Consider the following 17,999-nt stretch of genomic DNA (forward strand, 5'->3'; position numbering starts at 1 on the left):
ACTGTCACCCAGCCCATCTGGGGGCAGCCTACCTAGGCAGACTGCCCCCAGCCAGTTATCGGGGCACCCAAGCGTTGAAGGTCCCTTCTAGGGTCATCCCCCCGCTCGTTGTGACTGAGTTCCCCGGCGTGTTGAGCCAGTCGTCAAACCTTCTCTGTGGGGGAGTCAACGGCGACGTTCCGCCCTTTGTTTCCACGCCAAGCCAACGTCCATCGATTTGAACGGCACCGTCATACTTCCGCAGGGGGAAACCGTCAACCCTCGCGTAGACCTGCCCGCGAAATATCGGAGCCCCGTCCAGTTCGAGCTGATCCATTACGGTTCGCTCATCGAGAGAGCCGTCCGTTCCCGGCTCTCCATTACGCTTTGAGAATTTCCCATCCGGAGTCCGCGGAGCCTTACCCGTTCCAGCAGTCGGGCAATTGTGTACGAGTACCGGCGTAGCCCCCGCCAGCACATAGTACGTGTGGAGGTCCGCAACAGTGAGGTTGTGGACGATCGTGTGCTGGGTCGTCCAGCGCTTGACAGCCGTGACCTGAACATGCGTTCCGTCAGTGGTACGGAGCCACTCGCCGGGCTGCAGGTCCGTGGCGTCCTTCCACTTGGCAGCGTCGATTACCCAGAACGGATGTTTATCCGTGGCAGTTATGCCTTCGGAGGGCGTGTCGGGGTTTCCGTCGGAGTCAACGTTGATCTCGACCAGGTTCTTGGCTCCCTCGCCGAGGATGGTGGCGGTTGCCTCCTTGGCAGCGGTTTCGCCGGTTTCTGGGTTGGTGGCAAGGACCTTATCTCCCGGCCCTATATCCTCGATGTCTTTGGTCGTGCCGTCGGCCATCAGGACGAGCGTTCCGGCAGTAAAGCTGTTGGCCAGGCACTTAATGCGGGAGGCAATGGCTTTCGCGGCAGGGATGGCGCCTTCTTCAGCGATCTTTACGGCTGCGCGCTCTACTACGGCGCCGGTTCCAAACCCAACTGCACCTCCTGCAGCCCCCCAGACCGCGCCTTCGGCCATGTCTGTCAGCACGCCCATGGTGCTGTGGTCGGCGTCCTCACTCATCCAGTTCGCTGCCGCTGCGCCTGCAGCTCCCGCAAGGGCTCCGCACCCGACTGCCAGCGCGAACCCGGCGCCGCCCGTTCCCACGCCGGTCGCGACCGCCGTGGCCACACATGCGGTGCCGACGACAACTTCGGCCGTAAACGAGACGATCGCTACCTTGTTTTCGTTCCAGAATTTTTGGGCGCTCTTGACCTTCTTATCTAGGTTGCATTTCGAGAAGAGGCCGCAGTCCTTGCCCTTGCCTCCGTTGCCCTTGCCTCCGCTGCCGTTGCCGTTGTTGCCATTTCCGTTGTCGCCATTGCCCTTGGGTCGGCCCTCGCCGTAGTGGCCGTACCGGGTCGCGGCTTCGACGACGTCTTGCGGGGCGGACTGGAATCCGCCGTCGCTCATACCTTCGAAGTATTTGAGGCCGCTCGGGTCGGAGTTGGAGATCGGGTTGCCGTTGGAGTAGGTGTACCCGTTCATTTGGAGCGGGTCGGTGATGTCGATGATGGGGTCGACGGAGATGAAGCGGCCCGTGGTGGGCTCGTACTCCCGGGCACCTATGTGGGTCAGGCCGGTGGTGTTGTCGTCGTTTCCGGTGCCGAGGAAGGTACGGCTGCCGGGCCAGTTGGCGGGCTGGGCACCTCGGGGGTTGCCGTAGGGGTCGGACTTTCGGCGTGTGACCGTCTGGCCGGTTGCCTGTTCGACGCTGGTGGTGGCGGTGTTGTGATGGTCGGTGAGCTGAACGGACAGGCTGTGACCGGTGGTCTTGCCGTTGGTGCGGCGGACGGTGGTGGGGGCGCCGGCGCTGCCGTAGTAGCGAACGGCGTCCATGACCTGGCCGGCCTTGTTGACGGTGATCTCGGCTTCGCCGAGGTGGAGGGTGCGCGAGCTGCCAGTTTCCTCTATGAGCCGATTGCCCGACGCGTCGTAGAGGTACTGGGTGGTGTTGTTACTGAAGGTCCACTGCTGAGCTGCGGAACTTGCTGCGCACGTGTAGATGTCGAGGTCGTTGCCCTCAGCCGGGTTGTCGTTCGGGACGGTGACGCAGGCTTTGGCCTGGGTGCTGTAGAGGGTCTTGTCGGCCCGGTAGTTGAACTTCTGGGCTTCGCTGTTGCTGTCGCAGGGCTTCAGGAGTGCTTTGCCGCCTTCGGCGGTGAGGCACTTTCCGAGGGCTTGGACGGTTCCCCCGGTGAGGCGCCACTGCTGGGCCTTGGACTCGTTGCAGGTCAGCAGCTGGACGGGAAGTCCGCCCCCGGCGTCAGGGGTGGCGCTGCTGTCGACGTCGAGACACTTGCCCGCGAGACCGGTGACGGCCACAGCGCCGATGCCCGGACTGGTGGCTGAGGTGAGCTTGTTACGGACGTCCCAGTTCAGGGTTTGGGTGTCGCCGTCGATGCGGCGGGTCGTGGTGTTTCCGGCCGTGTCGTACGCGTAGGTGGCGAGCGAGTTGACCGTCAGGCCTGGCTTGGTCGTGGTCTTCTCGGCCTGGGCGAGGGCGTGGGGCTGCTTCTTGGCGCCGGCTCCGAGGCTGATGCCGTAGGTGTAGGTCGTCTTCTCACGGGTGGACCCGTTGGCGGGGTCCCTGTCGAGGAGCTGGGTTCGGTTTCCGATCGCGTCGAACTGGTATTCCTGCCAGTAGCCGTCACCGTCCGGGCCCGCGGTCGCGGACGTGGGATCCAGATCCGTGGGTTCCGTGCAGGATTCTGTCTTGCCGGTCCAGGCCTTGACGAGCTGACCCATGGCGTCGTAGGTGAAGCACTGGCGGTCGAGGACGGGCGGCAACTGCCCCGTCGCGCCGGATCGCGTATCGGGCCGGGCCTCGGTGATAGAGGTGGGATTGCCGACGGTGTCGTAGGTGTAGGCGGTGCTGGACAGGAGGTTCGGCGCGGTCTCGCGGTGGCTTTGGGTCTCGCTGAGCCGACCGGTGCTCGGGTTGAACGTGTTGGTCGTCCACACCCGGTTCGGGGCGCTGCCCGACGCGGTGCGCAGAATCTCGCCGTAGGGGCTGTAGACCGTCTCGGCGGTGTACCAGGCCAGGCCTGACATGGTCTGGGGCATGCCGTCGGTGTTGTACCGGGTGATCAGCTTTTCGGCGGCGAGGCCGCCGGGTGTGGCCGGAACGGTGGTCGACTGGACCTTGCCTGTGGGGGTGTAGGTGGTGCTGTAGGTGTAGGTGCCGGCGAGTCCCTTGGTGCTGGGGAATTCCGGTGTGCCCGTGGTGTCAGGGATCGTGATCTTCGAACCGGTGGGCCGATACTCGCTGTCGTATTTGGAGACTTCGCTGGTGAACGCGTTGGCGCCCGCCCAGCGGATGGAGGCGACCGGCAGGCCCTTGGCGCCGGGCAGCGTGTCGTAGGTCCACGTGGCGACCTTGGGGCCAGTGGCGGAGGTTTCCCGCAGCTCGGTCTTGCGGCCGAGTACGTCATAGGTCGTGAACTGGGCCTGGCCAGCGGCGTTCGTGACCGAGACCTGCTGGTCGAGGTTGTTGTAGCTGAAGGTCGACGTGCCCGTGTCGGGGTCGTCGGACGAGGTCATCCGGCCGCGAGCGTCGTAGGTGTAGGACCAGGTGTTGTTGGCCGTGTCGGTGACCTTGGTCAGCTTGTTGCGCTGGTCGTAGGTGTAGCTGGTCTTGTTCGACGCGGGCGTGGGTACGTCGAGCTTGGTGGTGGTGTAGTGCTCGACCTGGGAGGTGCGGCCCAGGGCGTCGGTGGTCGTCTTGACCGCACGGCTGCCCTTGAGGGGGGTCTTGCCGTCGGCCGACATGCCGGTTCGGGATCTCGTCCAGTCGCCGCCGTACTCGACCGTGCTGGAGTCCTTCGCGTCCGCTCCGTGGAAGGTGGTGCTGCGTACCGCCCGGCCGAGACCGTCGTATGCCACCTGGGTGGAGTTGGGGACGGCGGTCTGGGACTCGGGGACGAAGATCTTCTTCTCGGGCTTGCCATCGGCGAGGTACGCGCTGGTGGTCTGGCGGACGGCGCCGTTGGCGTTGTAGAGGGTGTCGCTGATCAGACGCCCGCCGCCCAGAGCCTCGGTCTGTCCCTGACGGAGGCGCAGCAGACCGTCATAGATCGCGATCGACTGCTTGTACGTGCCGTCGTCCTCCAGCGTGGAGCTGATGACGGTCGGCGGTACGTGTTCCTTGATCTCGTAGGCGAAGGTGTGGGCTGCCTTGTCCGTCTCCGGCTTCTGCGAGGGAGTCCAGACGGCCGTGGTCCGGCCGAGCGCGTCGTAGGCAGTGGTTACTTTCCGCCCGTTGGCGTCGGCCTCCTCCACCGGCACGCCGCGGCCGGGGTCGTTCTTGGTGGTGGCCGTGTGCCCCAGAGCATTGGTGCTGCTCACGGTGAACGCGGGACCCGTGGCGGGGCGGTACATGGTCGTGACGGGATTGCCCGCCGCGTCGAGTGCCTTGGTCGGGCGGCCGAGCGCGTCGTACTCGGTGCGTGCGGTGGTGATCCAGCCGGTGCCGGCTGCGTCGTTGGTGTCGACCTGGTGGGCGAGTCCCTTGCTGGGGGCTGCTCCGAACGCGTTGAGTGCGTCGTAGGAGGTACGGGTCTGCGAGAGCAGCGCCCCGGTGGCCTTCTGGGAGCAGTCACCCGCAGTCGTGCGGACGCCGGCGACCAGGCCGATCAGGTGCGCGCTGGTGTTGTGGACGTAGGTGGTGCTGGCGCAGGTCTGGTCGCTGCTCTTCTCGCCGCCTGTGCCATTGGGTGTCACCACCTCGGACTGGACGGCCTGGACAAGCCCGTAGGACGTATCGAAGCCAGGGTCGTAGGTCTTGTCGAAGGTGTTGCGCTTACGGACCGTACGGGTGGAGCCGTCGCTGATCCATGTGATCTCGTCCGTACGTGAGGTACCGGAGCGGTAGGCGTAGAGGGTGGTGTTCTCGGGCCTGGGCCGTTCACCGGTCTTCTCGTGCCATGGCCAGGTCAGGATGCGCGAGACGGGGCTGCCGCCGGCCTTCGTGTACGTCGTGGTCTCGGCCGCGATGCCCTGGTACTGGGGAAGATCTTCGGCGATCGCGGTACCCGCGGAGTCCGTGATCGTGATCTTGGCGCGCCCGGCATCGCCGGACATGCCGCGGAAGTACCGCGTCCGGGTCTCGGCCTGCTCGGTCGCGTCGTACTTGCCCGTTGTGGTGGCGCCTCGCGTGGTGACGACGGAGGCGTAGCCGCGCCACTGGCTGTAGGTACGCATCTTGGGCTTGGAGAACTCGTCGGTGTCCTTGGCCCAGGCGGCGTCACCTTCATAGCGGTACTTGGTGGTGACGTCGGGCTGGCGGGCGACGCGGTCCTTCTCGGTGACCTCGGTGACGACGTACTTGTTGAACCACGCCAGAGGCGGGTTCTCGAGACCGGTGTCCGGCGACCAGTGGACGGGGTAGCAGAGACTGGTGTTGGCCGCGGGCTGCGGGCGCGGCGCGCTGACCGAACAGGGCGCGGAGTAGGTGACGTGGATGTCGCCGCCGGTCTCGGTGGCGATGGTCTCGATCCGCAGACGGTCGAAGTCGGGCCTGGGGTCGTTCTCCCCGTCCCTGACACGGTTCGGCATGTCCTTCACGTTGGGGCGGAAGGAGACCAGGGGCAGCGACGTGCTCAGTTGCTTGTTCTGGCTGTCGCGCTCGGTGCTGTAGCCCGTGCGCAGGATGGAGTCCAGCCACAGGGGAGGGGAGGTGTCCGTCCGCTGCTCGGGGAACGAGTGAGCCAGGGTCCACCTGTCGACGAACGAGAGAGCCGTGGAGCCCTCGGTGCGCTGCGCCGAGGTTGTGACGGCGGCCAGCCGCTTGCGCGTCCAGAACGTCGGCGAGCCGACGTAGCAGTCACTTCCGGCCTTGCAGTGGAGTGTGGAGGGGGTGTCCCACCAGTACTGCTTGTCCCCGTAGTTCTTCGACTCGAACTTCTCGGCGGCGCACTTGCCCTCCTCGAGGCAGCGCTCGTCGACGATGAACTCGACCTTGGCGGAGGGTGCACCGGACAGATCGCTGCTGCGCAGGCCGTAGGTGATCTGCGTGGGGTAGCCCGCGCGGTGGTAGGTGACCGGCGCCTTGAACTTCTCGTTCTTGGCGTAACGGCCGTCTTCCCTGGCCCAGTCGATGATCATGGCGTTGCCGTGGACGTCTTCGACGTAGTCGAGGTTCCAGCGCCAGGCGGTCTGCTTGTTGCAGGCGGAATCGGCGAATGTCGGCGTGTAGCAGGGCTCGCCGGGGTGGTTGCCGAAGACGGGGACGGTCAGGACCGAGTTGGTGACGGGACGGCTGCCGCCGGGGCCGTCGACGTCGTGGCGTCCGAAGAAGTAGCGGGTGCCTTCGCGCGTGGTGACGACCCAGTGCTCGCCGCCCCGGGCTCCGTTGGCCTCGCCGGTGTCGGTCTTGAGCTCGACGCGGGAGCCGTCGTCGTTGGCCGGGATCCACTTGCCGGTCGCGACGTCGTGGACGAGCTCGGTGGTGGAGCCGCCGAGCGACATCACTACGTTGTCACCGGCCCAGCACAGGTCGCCCTTCTTCTTGTCGGCGGCGTTGTTGTTGTTCGCCCCAACGGGGTTGGCGTCGACGTCGTCGGAGCAGGAGCGGTAGCGGCGCTCGACGAACCCCGGTTCGTAGTCCCATCCGTCACCGAGCCAGGAGGCCTGGTTGTTGGCTACGGACGTCTTGCCGTCGACAGCTTGGGAGGAGTACGAGAAAGAGATCTTGGGTGCGGGACCCGCCGGCGGAGCCGGCACGGTCAGCGGGTACGTCCAGGAGAATCCGCCGCCGCTGGTTCCCGCGGTCCAGGAACCGGAGGGTGAGAGCGAGGTCGCCTTGTAGGTGCCGGCCATACCGGAGCCGCTGTCGGAGGCTGCCAGTACCACGGGGCCGCCACCACCGGTCACAGCCATGGTGCGCAGGCCCTGGCCCGGCGATGTTGCCGGATCCACGGTCGCCTTGACAGTGCCGGCGGAGGGGTCGTTGCTGTTCGGGACGTCCTTACCATTGGCGGCCGAACACTCGTCACGGACGGGCTTCTCCAGGAAGCACGAGGGAAGCTGTCGGAACTTCAGGCGTGAGGCCCACTCGGTGCCGTAGATGTCCTTGAACTTGGTGTAGTCCAGTTGTACGTCCACTGGAGTGGCGCCGCCGGCCGGCGGCGTGAGCACGATGAGGGCGCCGTCGATGTCGGCGGCCTCACTCGCGGGACGCGCGTCGAGCGCCACGGTCCAGGTTCCTGACGGATCCGTCGACGCCCCTGTGCCCTTGCCGATCTTCACCGGCAGGCTGGGAACCTGGACGAGCCCACTGCCGCTGAGCGGAACCGGAACGGAGGCGGGAGCGGGCGGTGCCACCGCATTGGGCTCGTACTCCACAGGAGGATCGACTGGCGACGCCCAGTCGTCCATCCGACCCGCTGCGATCTGATCGAGCTTGGCCTTGAGGTCCTTCTGGAGACCGGGCAAGGTGACCCCGATGCGGTCGCCTGGAGGCGCCGCCCAGGCTTGTGATGGCAAAAGAGTCGCCATGAGCACCACAGAGAGTGTGATGCCGGTGCGCCCGGCCAGGCGCGCGCGTGCTGCGCGCGCCTTTCTGTTTCCGGGCAGGCGGAAATTGTTCGCCGAGAACGGCGACATCTGGACCCCCCACGCTCTGCCGCCACGGCAATGGCACATGGCAGGCAGGAAACTGACAATTAGCCACTGATTCTGCGGTCGGCGGGCGGGAAAACCAAGGTTCCGATATCCGTTGTGGGCTTTGTCACTTGATCAGGTGTATAGGCTGGGATATTCGACTCAAATCAATTCCTAACGCCAAGCCCTGTGGCCAATAGCAAGGGTGAAGATGCCGGCGGGATGGTTCATGCTCAGCTCGCACACCCCGCGCCTTAAAGGCGGGGGCGGATCCGGTAGTTGAGGGTTTTCAGGCCCATGGCCGAAATCAATTGGTGAATGCCGAGGGCTGCGAAGTAGGGAGCCCGAGGGGGGAGAAGCACGTCGTGTCTGTCAGTGATTCCGCGGGCCAAAGTCCGCCAACAGGGGCTAAATCGGCAGAAGTCCCCGTACCCGCGCGCCGGTGGTACAGGCGGCGGCGTGCCCTGGGGGGTCTGGCCGTGCTGCTCGCCGCCGCTGTCGCCGTGCCGGTCGGTGTGCATGTGGTCGGCGACGGGAAGTCGTACAGCCGGCCCGGCGAGGACGCTCCGGTCGCCGAGCCGCAGGCTCGGCGGATGGCGGAGGAGAGCGGCGAAGAGGTCGAGGTCACGGCCGCGCGCAGCGCCAACACCACGACCTGGGCGCAGCCTGACGGGTCGTTCCGCAAGCAGATCCACAGTTCGGCCTTCCGGGCCAACGTGGACGGGCGGTGGAAGCCCATCGACACCGCTCTGGAGCGGGTGGAGGGCGGTTTCGCGGCCAAGGCGGTAAACGGCCGCGTCTTCTTCAGTGGGGGTTCGAAGGGGCAGGCGGGCGACGAGGGGCGCGCTGCGCGTGGCGTGAACCGGGTGGCGCTGCGGCGGGACGCGCCCGGCGAGGTGTGGACCGAGTTGGTCCGGTTGAACACCGGCGGCCACGACATGACCGTCAGCTGGCCCGGTGTTCTGCCCGCGCCCGTCATCGACGGCCCGCGCGCCCTGTACGAGAACGTCCGCCCGAGGATCGACCTGGTGATGACCGCGCAGGACGGCGGCTACTCCCACGTGCTGGTCGTCAAGGACAAGCAGGCTGCGGCCGACCCGCTGCTGGGACAGCTGAAGTACCGTCTGGCCAGCCCCGACATGACGTTCCACCTGGATGACGAGTCGGACGCGCTGAGTGCCCGTGATGCCAAGGGCGAGGAGGTCGCGGGCTCGCCGACCCCGATGATGTGGGACTCCAGCGGCAAGGTCGCCGCCACCGACAACCAGCCGGCGTGGAAGCCGACCGCCGTCGCCAAGCAGCACCCGACGCTGGCCCTGGCCGGCCTGGCCGGTGCGGAAGGCGCGCGCCTGAAGCCCGTCGCGGCGGCGCTTACCGACAATGCACTGTCCCTCACCCCGGACAATGCGCTGCTCAATGCTCCGGAAACGGTCTATCCGGTTTTCATCGACCCCTCTTTCAAGGGGCACAAGCACGCTTGGACCCTTCTTTACAAGACGGCAGAGAATTCAAGCTTCTACAACGGGCAGAATTACAACGCGAGCGGCACGAACGAAGCCCGCGTCGGATACGAGTCCACGAGCGGTGGCACCTCTCGTTCCATTTTCAACTTCGACTTCGGCAGCCAGCTCCGGGGCTCCGAAATCGTCTCGGCCAGTGTCCGGGCACTGCAGACCTATTCGTGGTCGTGTGACAGCAAGCAGATGCTCATCTTCTCGACCCCGTACATCACGTCGTCGAGTACCTGGAGGAACACCGACAACGCGGCCCACTGGGGCAGAGTGGTCGCCTCGGAGTACGCGGGATACGGCTACAACAGCTCGTGCCCCGACAACTGGATCGCACCCGACATCAAGGGCCTCGTCGCCGAGGCCGCCAACAGTGGCTGGGGTGCGCTGTCCCTGGGGTTCGCCGCACCGAACGAGTCGGACTCGTACTACTGGAAGAAGTTCATCGCCAACGGTGAGACCGCTCCGTATATCGAGGTCGTCTACAACTCGCGCCCGGACACCCCGATCGCGGCGAACATGCAGACCTTCCCCGGCGGCCCGTGCCTGACCGGTTGGCCGGGGACCGGCATCGGCAAGACCAACGTCACCTTCCAGGTGAAGGGCACCGACCGCGACGGCAACCTCGACAAGGTCCAGATCGAGGTGTGGGGCACCGGCGGGACGGTCTTCGACCAGTGGCTGTGGCCCAACAGCGATGGCGTCGTCACCGCCGAGGTGCCCTGGAACACCTTCGCCGACGGCCAGACGTACTACTGGCTCTCCCGCGCCACAGACAAGGACGGCGCGTGGTCGGGCAGCGGGCCGCACGAATCCGGTGGCGGCGGCTGGTGCACCTTCACGATCAGCCACACGGTCCCGCCCAACCCGGCCGTCTCCTCCGCCGCCTTCCCGCCGCAGGGCGACGACTTCAACGAGTGGAGCACGGAGCCTGCCAGTACGCCGGGCCAGAGCTTCACCATCAAGGGCAACGGCGCCAAGGCGGAGGACATCCGCGAGTACCAGTGGAGCCTGAACCGGCCCCTGTTCGACCAGAAGGCCGTGCCCAACCCGGGTGGTGACGAGGTCTCGGTCCCGCTCCAGGTGGACACCTCCGGTCCGAACGTCCTCTACGTCCGCACCGTCGGCAGGTCCGGCAACATCTCCAACCGGACCAGTTACGGTTTCCTCGTGAGGCCGAGGCCCGGCCAGGACACGCCCGGCGATGTCACCGGAGACGGCCACCCCGACCTCCTGGCCATCGACAAGGACGGCAACCTGCGCACCTACGCGGGGGACAGCGCCGGTGACACCGACGCCTACATCCCCGGCGCGGTCGACAACGGCAAGCCCGTGCCCCCCCCCCGGGTACTGGAAGGATCCGGTCACCGGCCAGTCGGCGCTCATCGGTCACGCCACCGACTGGTACCCCGGCGACGGTCTCACGGACCTGATCGCGCGGATGCCCGACGGCAAGCTCTACATCTACCCCGGCACCGGAACCGGCCAGTTCGACGTCGGCCGCCGCATGCAGATGCAACTGCCGCTCAGCGCCCCCGACCCGGCCGCCTTTCGGCAGCTCGTCGTCACCGAGGACATCGACGGCGACGGCCTGGGCGACATGTTCGCCCTGGATGCCGACGGCTTCTGGGTGTTCTCCGGCTATACCGGATCCAGCTTCGCCTCCTACAAGAAGATGGCCACCGGCTGGGCCGGCCGCGACATCGTCGGCGTCCGCGACGTCTCCGGGGACAAGGTCCCGGACCTGATCTTCCGGGACAACACCAACGCCAACCGCGGCCTGGCCCTGCGCAAGGGCAAGCCGGGAGTCAACGGCGGAGTCGATCTCACGTCCCTGGAGTCCAAGGCGAACGCCGAGGGCGGCGACGACTACACCTACGCCACCACCGGCTGGGGCAGGGCCGCCTACCCCAAGGTCCTCGGCACCCCCGACGCCAACGGTGACGGCATCCCCGACATCTGGGCCGTCGCGAACAACGAGAACCAGTGGCTCTTCCAAGGCGGAACCAGCACCGTCGGCGCCCCCATCGGCCGTGACGAGGACGGCTGGAACACCTTCCTGACGATCGGGTAGCCGGGACGAACAGCTGACGAACAGCCGCAACCGCGAGCGCCCTGCCGGGAGATCACTCCTGGCAGGGCGCTCCGGCGTTCCCCTCCCGCGCCCCTTCCCCACTCGGAACGCGAGGTCGGATTCCTGCCAGCGGGGTGGGTCCCGGGAGGATTTGATTGAACTCGCAACCAACTGATGCGGGAGGAACGGCATGGACAGCAACAACACCGCGGCCCTGGTGACCGGGGGAAGCCGGGGGATCGGGGCGGCCGTCGCGCTGCGGCTCGCCGAGGACGGGGCCGACGTCGCGATCACCTACGTCAGCGACGCGGAGGCCGCGGCCGAGGTCGTCGGGAAGGTCGAGGCTCTGGGACGGCGGGCCGTCGCGCTGCGGGCCGATGCGGGGGACCCCGCCCAGGTCGCGAACGCCGTCGGGGAGACCGTACGGCGGTTCGGGCGGCTCGACGTGCTGGTGAACAACGCCGGTGTGGGCGTGCTCGGGCCGCTGGCGGAGCCGGCCCCGGCCGACGTGGAGCGCGTACTCGCGGTCAATGTGCGCGGGGTGTTCCACACGACGCAGGCCGCGGCCGCGCACCTCGGGTCCGGCGGGCGGATCATCACGATCGGCAGCTGCATGACCCAGCGGGTGCCGGGGCCGGGCGGGACGCTCTACGCCCTGAGCAAGTCGGCGCTGACCGGGCTGACCAAGGCCCTCGCCCGGGAGCTGGGCGGGCGCGGGATCACCGCGAACATCGTGCACCCGGGGCCGGTGGACACGGACATGAACCCGGCGGACGGACCCTACGCGGGCCCGCAGGCGGCGCTGACGGCGCTGGGCCGGTTCGGCACGCCGCGGGAGGTGGCGGCCGTGGTGTCCTTCCTCGCGGGCGAGGAGGCCTCGTACGTCACGGGGGCGGAGTTCGCCGTCGACGGCGGGCACGCCGCGTAGCCCTCCGGCCGGGCGTGCGGGCGGGTCCCGGGTCGGCGCACGCCGGTGGGCGGGTGCGGGCCGCGTGCACGGGGCTCCGCCCCGGACCCCGCGCCTCAAACGCCGGCGGGGCTGGATTCGGGTCCGCGCACCGGACACCGGCCGGGCTGGATTCGGGTCCGCCCCTCGGACGCCGGCGGGGCTGAGCACGGCGGAGCCCGCCCCGGGGGTGTCGGCCCTCGGGGCGGGCTCCGCGCGCTGTGTGGCTAGCCGCCCAGCTCCTGGTGGCGGGCGGTCAGCGCCGCCGCGCCGGCCTCCGTCAGGGAGCCGTACAGGCGCAGGCGGGAGAAGCCGCCGTCCGGGAAGATGTCGATCCGGACGTGGGTGCCGACCGCCGGGGCGTCCAGGACGAAGCGGTGGTTGGTGTCGGGCTGCAGGCGGGTGCGCGGCAGGAACTCCGTCCACTCACCCTCCTCGCCGGTCCTGACCGACAGGGAGGCCCAGCCGGCCGAGTTGCCCTTGAGGTACGCGGTGTCGATCTCGACGGCACGGATCTCGGACTCGGCGACGAGCTGGTAGCGGATCCAGTCGTTGCCGTTGTCGCGGCGGCGCGCGGTCTCCCAGCCGTCGTCCATCTTGCGGGAACGGCCCGGGTTGATGGTGTTGGTCGGCGGGGAGTAGAAGCGGTTGGAGGCGTCCTGGACGGAGCCGCCGTTCTCCAGGGCCACCACGTCGAAGGAGCCGAGCGCGTCGAGCCACTTCGGGTCGGGCAGGACCTCGCCGTAGACGCGCAGGCGGGCGATTCCGCCGTCGGGGTGCTGGTTGACGCGCAGGTGGGTGAAGCGCTGTTCGACGTCCACCTCGAAGCCGTTGGCCGCGTGGCCGCCGACCGGGGTGCGGGCGACGATGGTCGTCCACTTCACGTCGTCGCCCTGGAGCTCCTCCGGGGTCGGCGCGAGGGCGCCCGCCCAGTTGGTGGCCTCGACGGAGACGGCCTGCGGCATGTTGCCGCGGAAGTGGGCGGTGTCGACGACGATGCCGCGGATGATGCCGGGGGCGCCCAGGCGTACGAGCGCCCAGTCGTGGTCCTCGGCGGTCGGCCAGGGCTGGGTGGCGGAGACGCCACGGCGGCGGCGGGTCTCCCAGCCGTCCATGACCTTGCCCTTGTGGCCGAAGTCCTCCGGGTCGAAGTGCGCAGCCTCGGAGATCAGCAGGTTCTCGCGCTGGGCGAAGAACTCGTCGTTGGCGGCGATGACACCGGCGCCCAGCTCACGGGCGGCGAGGTTCGCGTACTGGGTGAACGGGAAGTCCGCGGTGCGGTAGTCCGCGTACGGGTCGCCGCCTCCGTACGGGTTCGCGTTACCGGTGAAGGATTCAATCGCCACTGGTCAGTTCTGCCTTTCGAGGAGGAGGCCCGTGGGCTCGGTCGGGGTGCCGTGGTCGGCGATCTGCTCACCGCGCAGCCAGGTGGACTTCACGACGCCGTGCAGGGTCTTGCCCGCGTACGCCGTGACCTGGTTGCGGTGGTGGAGCTCGGCCGGGTCCACAGTGAACGTTTCTTCAGGTGCCAGGACGGCGAAGTCGGCGTCGCGGCCGGCTTCGATGGCGCCCTTCTGGCCAAGGCCCGCGAGGTGCGCCGGGGCGGCGGACATCCAGCGGACGACGTCCTCCAGGGTCCGGCCGCGGCGGCGCGCCTCGGTCCAGATGGCGGGCAGGCCCAGCTGGAGGGAGGAGATGCCGCCCCAGGCGGTGGAGAAGTCGCTGGTCTTCAGGTCCGCGGTGGAGGGCGAGTGGTCGGAGACGATGCAGTCGATCGTGCCGTCGGCGAGCGCGTCCCACAGGAGGTCCTGGTTGGCGGCCTCGCGGATGGGCGGGCAGCACTTGAACTCGCTGGCGCCGTCCGGCACTTCCTCGGCCGTGAGGGTGAGGTAGTGCGGGCAGGACTCGACGGTGATGCGGACGCCCTCGGCCTTGGCGGCGGCGATCAGCGGCAGCGCGTCGGAGGAGGACAGGTGCAGCACATGCACGCGCGCGTTCAGCCGCTTGGCCTGGGCGATCAGGTTGCCGATCGCGGTGTTCTCGGCGTCGCGCGGCCGGGAGGCGAGGAAGTCGGCGTACTTGGGGCCGGGGACGACGGGGGCGGCGTCGAGGTGGTGCGGGTCCTCGGCGTGCACGATCAGCAGGCCGCCGAAGCCGGTGATCTCGGCGAGGGAGGTGGCCAGCTGCTCCTGGTCGAGCTCGGGGAACTCGTCCACGCCCGAGGGCGACAGGAAGCACTTGAAGCCGTAGACGCCGGCGTCGTGCAGCGGTGCCAGGTCCTTGACGTTGTCCGGCAGGGCGCCGCCCCAGAAGCCGACGTCGACGTGCGCCTTGGCGCGGGCGACCTCCTGCTTGACGCGCAGGTTGTCGACCGTGGTGGTCGGCGGGAGGGAGTTGAGCGGCATGTCGAGGATCGTGGTGATGCCGCCGGCCGCCGCGGCGCGGGTGGCCGTCCAGAAGCCTTCCCACTCGGTGCGGCCCGGGTCGTTCACGTGGACGTGGGTGTCGACCAGGCCGGGGAGCAGGACGTCGTCGCCGAAGTCCTCCAGCCGGGCTCCGGCCGGTACCTCGGCCTCGTACGCCAGCACGGCCGCGATCTTCCCGCCGGCGACGGCCACCGAGGCGGCACGCGTCCCCTCGGGGGTGATGACGCGCGTCGAGCGCAGTACCAGTTCCACAGCCACGTCGGCCACCGAACCTCCCCATCTACTTCCACAGAGCGAAATTCAACGTTCTGTTGACGGAGTCTTCCCGGCGATCGGTACCCAGTCAAGAGCGTCCGGACGGACCACTGACACACCAGGACCGCAATTGGATGTTTCCACAGCATGGAATTAAGATTTCGCTATACAGAATGTAGCTACCACCACCGGCAACCGGGCGGATAACTTCCCGAGGACGTCCGCCACCAGGACAAACCCTCTCTGACCGGCGGAGACGACCTCGACCCCAACACTGGGGCCGACGCCGACCGCCGGGTAGGCTGCTCCCTTGCCTGCCAGCACCGAAAGGACCGCGCCGTGCCGACGTCCAGCGCCAGCACCACCGACGCTTCCTCGAAGACCCCCGCCGCCAGCGGTGGCGTCCAGTCTCTTGAGCGCGCCTTCGACCTGCTCGAACGCATGGCCGATGCCGGGGGCGAGGTCGGCCTCAGCGAGCTCTCCGCCGCCAGCGGTCTGCCTCTGCCCACGATCCACCGCCTGATGCGCACGCTGGTGGCGTGCGGCTACGTACGCCAGCAGCCCAATCGACGGTACTCCCTCGGCCCCCGTCTGATCCGCCTCGGCGAGTCCGCGTCGCGCCTGCTGGGCACCTGGGCCCGCCCCTACCTCGCCCGCCTGGTCGAGGAGACCGGGGAGACGGCGAACATGGCCCTCCTCGACGGCGACGAGATCGTCTACGTCGCCCAGGTGCCGTCCAAGCACTCCATGCGCATGTTCACCGAGGTCGGCCGCCGGGTGCTCCCGCACTCCACCGGCGTGGGCAAGGCGCTCCTCGCCTACACCCCGGCCGACGAGGTACGGGCCCTGCTGGCCCGCACCGGGATGCCGGCGGCGACCGAGAAGACCATCACCACCCCCGAGGGCTTCCTCGACGCGCTGGAGCACGTCCGCAAGGTGGGCTACGCGGTCGACGACAACGAGCAGGAGATAGGAGTCCGCTGCCTCGCCGTGTCGGTGCCGAACTCGCCGACCGCCGCCGCGATCTCCATCTCGGGTCCGGCGGGCCGGGTCACGGAGGCCGTGGCCGAGTCCTTCGTGCCGATCCTGCAGGGTGTGGCCGCCGAGCTCTCGGTGGCCCTGGCCAACCAGAGCCCCGCGTAGGCTCACGCAGCCGTACGAAGGCCCCGGCCGCCCCCTCGCTTCGCAGGGGCGGCCGGGGCCTTTTGCGTACGCCTTCCGTATGAGCCCTCCCTACGCCGTCCGTATGCCTTTCCGTATGCCTTTCCGTACGCCGTTCAGGGCGCGGGCACCGGGGTCGGGGTCAGGGTCAGGCTGCCGTCCGTCATCGTCGCCGTACCGTCCATCCGCTCCAGGTGCGCGTGGTCGTGCGTGACCAGCACCGTGGCCGTGGAGCGCTCCCGGGTCAGGGTGACCAGCAGGTCGAGCACGGCCGCACCGCGCTCGTGGTCGAGCGCGCTGGTCGGCTCGTCGACCAGCAGCACGGCGGGCTCGTTCATCAGGGCGCGGGCGATGTTGATCCGCTGCCGCTGGCCGCCGGAGAGCTGGTGGGGGCGCTTGTCGGCCTTGTCGGCCAGGCCCACCGCGTCCAGCAGCTCCAGCGCCCGCCGGCGCAGCGCCCGCGAGGGGCGGCCGGAGAGGTGTGCCATGACCTGGAGCTGTTCGGCGGCGGTCAGCGAAGCCAGCAGGTTCGGCTGCTGGAAGACGATGCCGATCTTCTCCCGGCGCAGGGCCGACTTCTCGGCGGGGCCGAGCTTCGTGGTGTCCTGGCCCGCGACGACGACCCGGCCGGAATCCGGGGTGACGAGGGTGGCGGCGACCGCGAGCAGGCTGGACTTGCCGGAGCCGGAGGGGCCTATGACGGCCGTCAGCGCGCCGGCGGGCACCTCCAGGCCGACCGAGTCGAGGGCGGTGAGCCGGCTCTCGCCGTCGGGGTAGGTCAGCGTGACGTCGTGGACGAGGAGGGTCATCGGGCGCTCCCGAGGGCGGTCAGCGGGTCGACGGCGGTGATCCGCCGGATGGACAGGGCAGCGCCCAGCGCGCCGAGCAGGATCATGATCGCGGCGGGGACGAGCACGGTGGCGGCGTCGAGCACGAAGGGCACGGGGCCGCCGCTGATCAGCGCGCCGAAGCCGGCGGCGAGCGCGGTGCCCAGCCCGGTACCGATGGCGAGCATCACGACGGCCTGGCCGAGCGCGTCCTTCAGGAGGTACGGGGTGGAGGCACCCAGTGCCTTCAGGACGGCGATGTCCCCGCTGCGCTGGATCGTCCACACCGTGAAGAAGGCGCCTATCACCAGGGCGGAGATGACGAACAGGAAGCCGCGCATCAGCTGCAGCGAGCCGTTCTCGGCCTGGTAGGAGCCTATGGCGCCCAGGGCCTCGTCGACGGTCTGTGCCTTGGTCCCGGCGGCCTCGTCCGCCGCGCCGAGGTCCATGCCGCCGCCTCCGGAGACGGCGACGACGGTGGCGACGGTGTCGAGGGAGGTGCCGGGGTTGCCGACGCGCTGCCAGTCGCCCAGGTCCATCCAGACGACCGGGGTGTGGCTGTAGGCGGCGGTGCCTGACACGCCCGCCACGGTCAGTTCCAGCGGGCCGATCTTGAGCTTGGCCCCGGCGGTCAGGCCGCCCAGCTCCTTCGCCGCCTTCTCGGTCAGGACCACCTGGCCCTGGGTGAGGCCGGCGTCGCGCGGTGCGAGCCCGCCTGCGGAGTCCACCCCGAAGACCGAGACCGCGGCGGTGCGCTCACCCGAGACGGCGTTGGTGGTGCGGATGCCGAGCGGCTCCGCTGCCGTCACGCCGGGCTGCTTGCGCCAGGCCAGCCAGGCGGGCTCGGGCACCTGGGAGCTGGTGAAGGACACCTTCTGGTCCCCGGTGGGCGCGGCGAAGGCAAGGTGCGTGGCGGGCAGACCGGTGATGGCCGAGATGTTCTCCCGGGCCAGGCCGGAGGTGAGCCCGGACAGCAGGCCCACCAGCAGCGTGATGAGCAGCACGACCGAGCCCATGAGGGCGAATCGGCCCTTGGCGAACCGTAGATCTCTCCATGCGACGAACATGTTCCCCACCTTGGTCTTCCGCGTGGACACAAGGCATCGCGCCACAGTAGTGATCCTCGTATCGAAGGGTGTGCCCGGACATCGAACTTTCGGTTGACC

At 68.5% G+C, this 17,999-nt stretch carries 8 protein-coding genes; 3 read left to right on the top strand and 5 right to left on the bottom strand.

The genetic code is table 11. The features are described from left to right. Nucleotides 1-55: 55 nt before the first annotated feature. The gene (locus tag KO717_RS07000) at nt 56-7,639 is read right to left on the bottom strand and encodes a polymorphic toxin-type HINT domain-containing protein (RefSeq protein WP_301365075.1); all 7,584 of its coding nucleotides are present in this window, start codon (nt 7,637-7,639) and stop codon (nt 56-58) included. 476 nt (nt 7,640-8,115) lie between these two features. Here KO717_RS07000 and KO717_RS07005 point away from each other — a divergent pair, with 476 nt between their 5' ends. Then, complete coding sequence (locus KO717_RS07005; protein ID WP_301365077.1) at nt 8,116-11,088, top strand: DNRLRE domain-containing protein; 2,973 nt, start codon at nt 8,116-8,118, stop codon at nt 11,086-11,088. Nucleotides 11,089-11,408: 320 nt separating this feature from the next. Then, the gene (locus KO717_RS07010; protein ID WP_301365079.1) at nt 11,409-12,146 is read left to right on the top strand and encodes a 3-oxoacyl-ACP reductase family protein; all 738 of its coding nucleotides are present in this window, start codon (nt 11,409-11,411) and stop codon (nt 12,144-12,146) included. A gap of 245 nt (nt 12,147-12,391) precedes the next feature. Here KO717_RS07010 and alc read toward each other — a convergent pair whose 3' ends face one another. Together alc and allB are read right to left on the bottom strand one after the other, a co-directional pair. After that, nucleotides 12,392-13,510: an allantoicase gene (gene alc, locus KO717_RS07015; RefSeq protein ID WP_301365080.1), complete on the bottom strand. Its 1,119-nt coding sequence runs from the start codon at nt 13,508-13,510 to the stop codon at nt 12,392-12,394. A 3-nt stretch (nt 13,511-13,513) separates the two neighbouring features. Beyond that, nucleotides 13,514-14,848: an allantoinase AllB gene (gene allB / locus KO717_RS07020; protein ID WP_437184629.1), complete on the bottom strand. Its 1,335-nt coding sequence runs from the start codon at nt 14,846-14,848 to the stop codon at nt 13,514-13,516. A gap of 336 nt (nt 14,849-15,184) precedes the next feature. Between allB and KO717_RS07025 the strand changes: the two genes are divergently transcribed. Further along, complete coding sequence (locus tag KO717_RS07025; RefSeq protein ID WP_301365082.1) at nt 15,185-15,988, top strand: IclR family transcriptional regulator; 804 nt, start codon at nt 15,185-15,187, stop codon at nt 15,986-15,988. A 134-nt stretch (nt 15,989-16,122) separates the two neighbouring features. Here KO717_RS07025 and KO717_RS07030 read toward each other — a convergent pair whose 3' ends face one another. Further along, nucleotides 16,123-16,815, bottom strand: a complete 693-nt coding sequence (locus tag KO717_RS07030; protein WP_301365083.1) for an ABC transporter ATP-binding protein — start codon at nt 16,813-16,815, stop codon at nt 16,123-16,125. Continuing rightward, nucleotides 16,812-17,900, bottom strand: a complete 1,089-nt coding sequence (locus tag KO717_RS07035) for an ABC transporter permease (RefSeq protein ID WP_301365085.1) — start codon at nt 17,898-17,900, stop codon at nt 16,812-16,814. Before KO717_RS07035 ends, KO717_RS07030 begins: the two co-directional genes overlap by 4 nt. Nucleotides 17,901-17,999 lie beyond the last annotated feature (99 nt).

The organism is Streptomyces xanthophaeus, assembly GCF_030440515.1.
GTDB classification, from domain to species: domain Bacteria; phylum Actinomycetota; class Actinomycetes; order Streptomycetales; family Streptomycetaceae; genus Streptomyces; species Streptomyces kutzneri.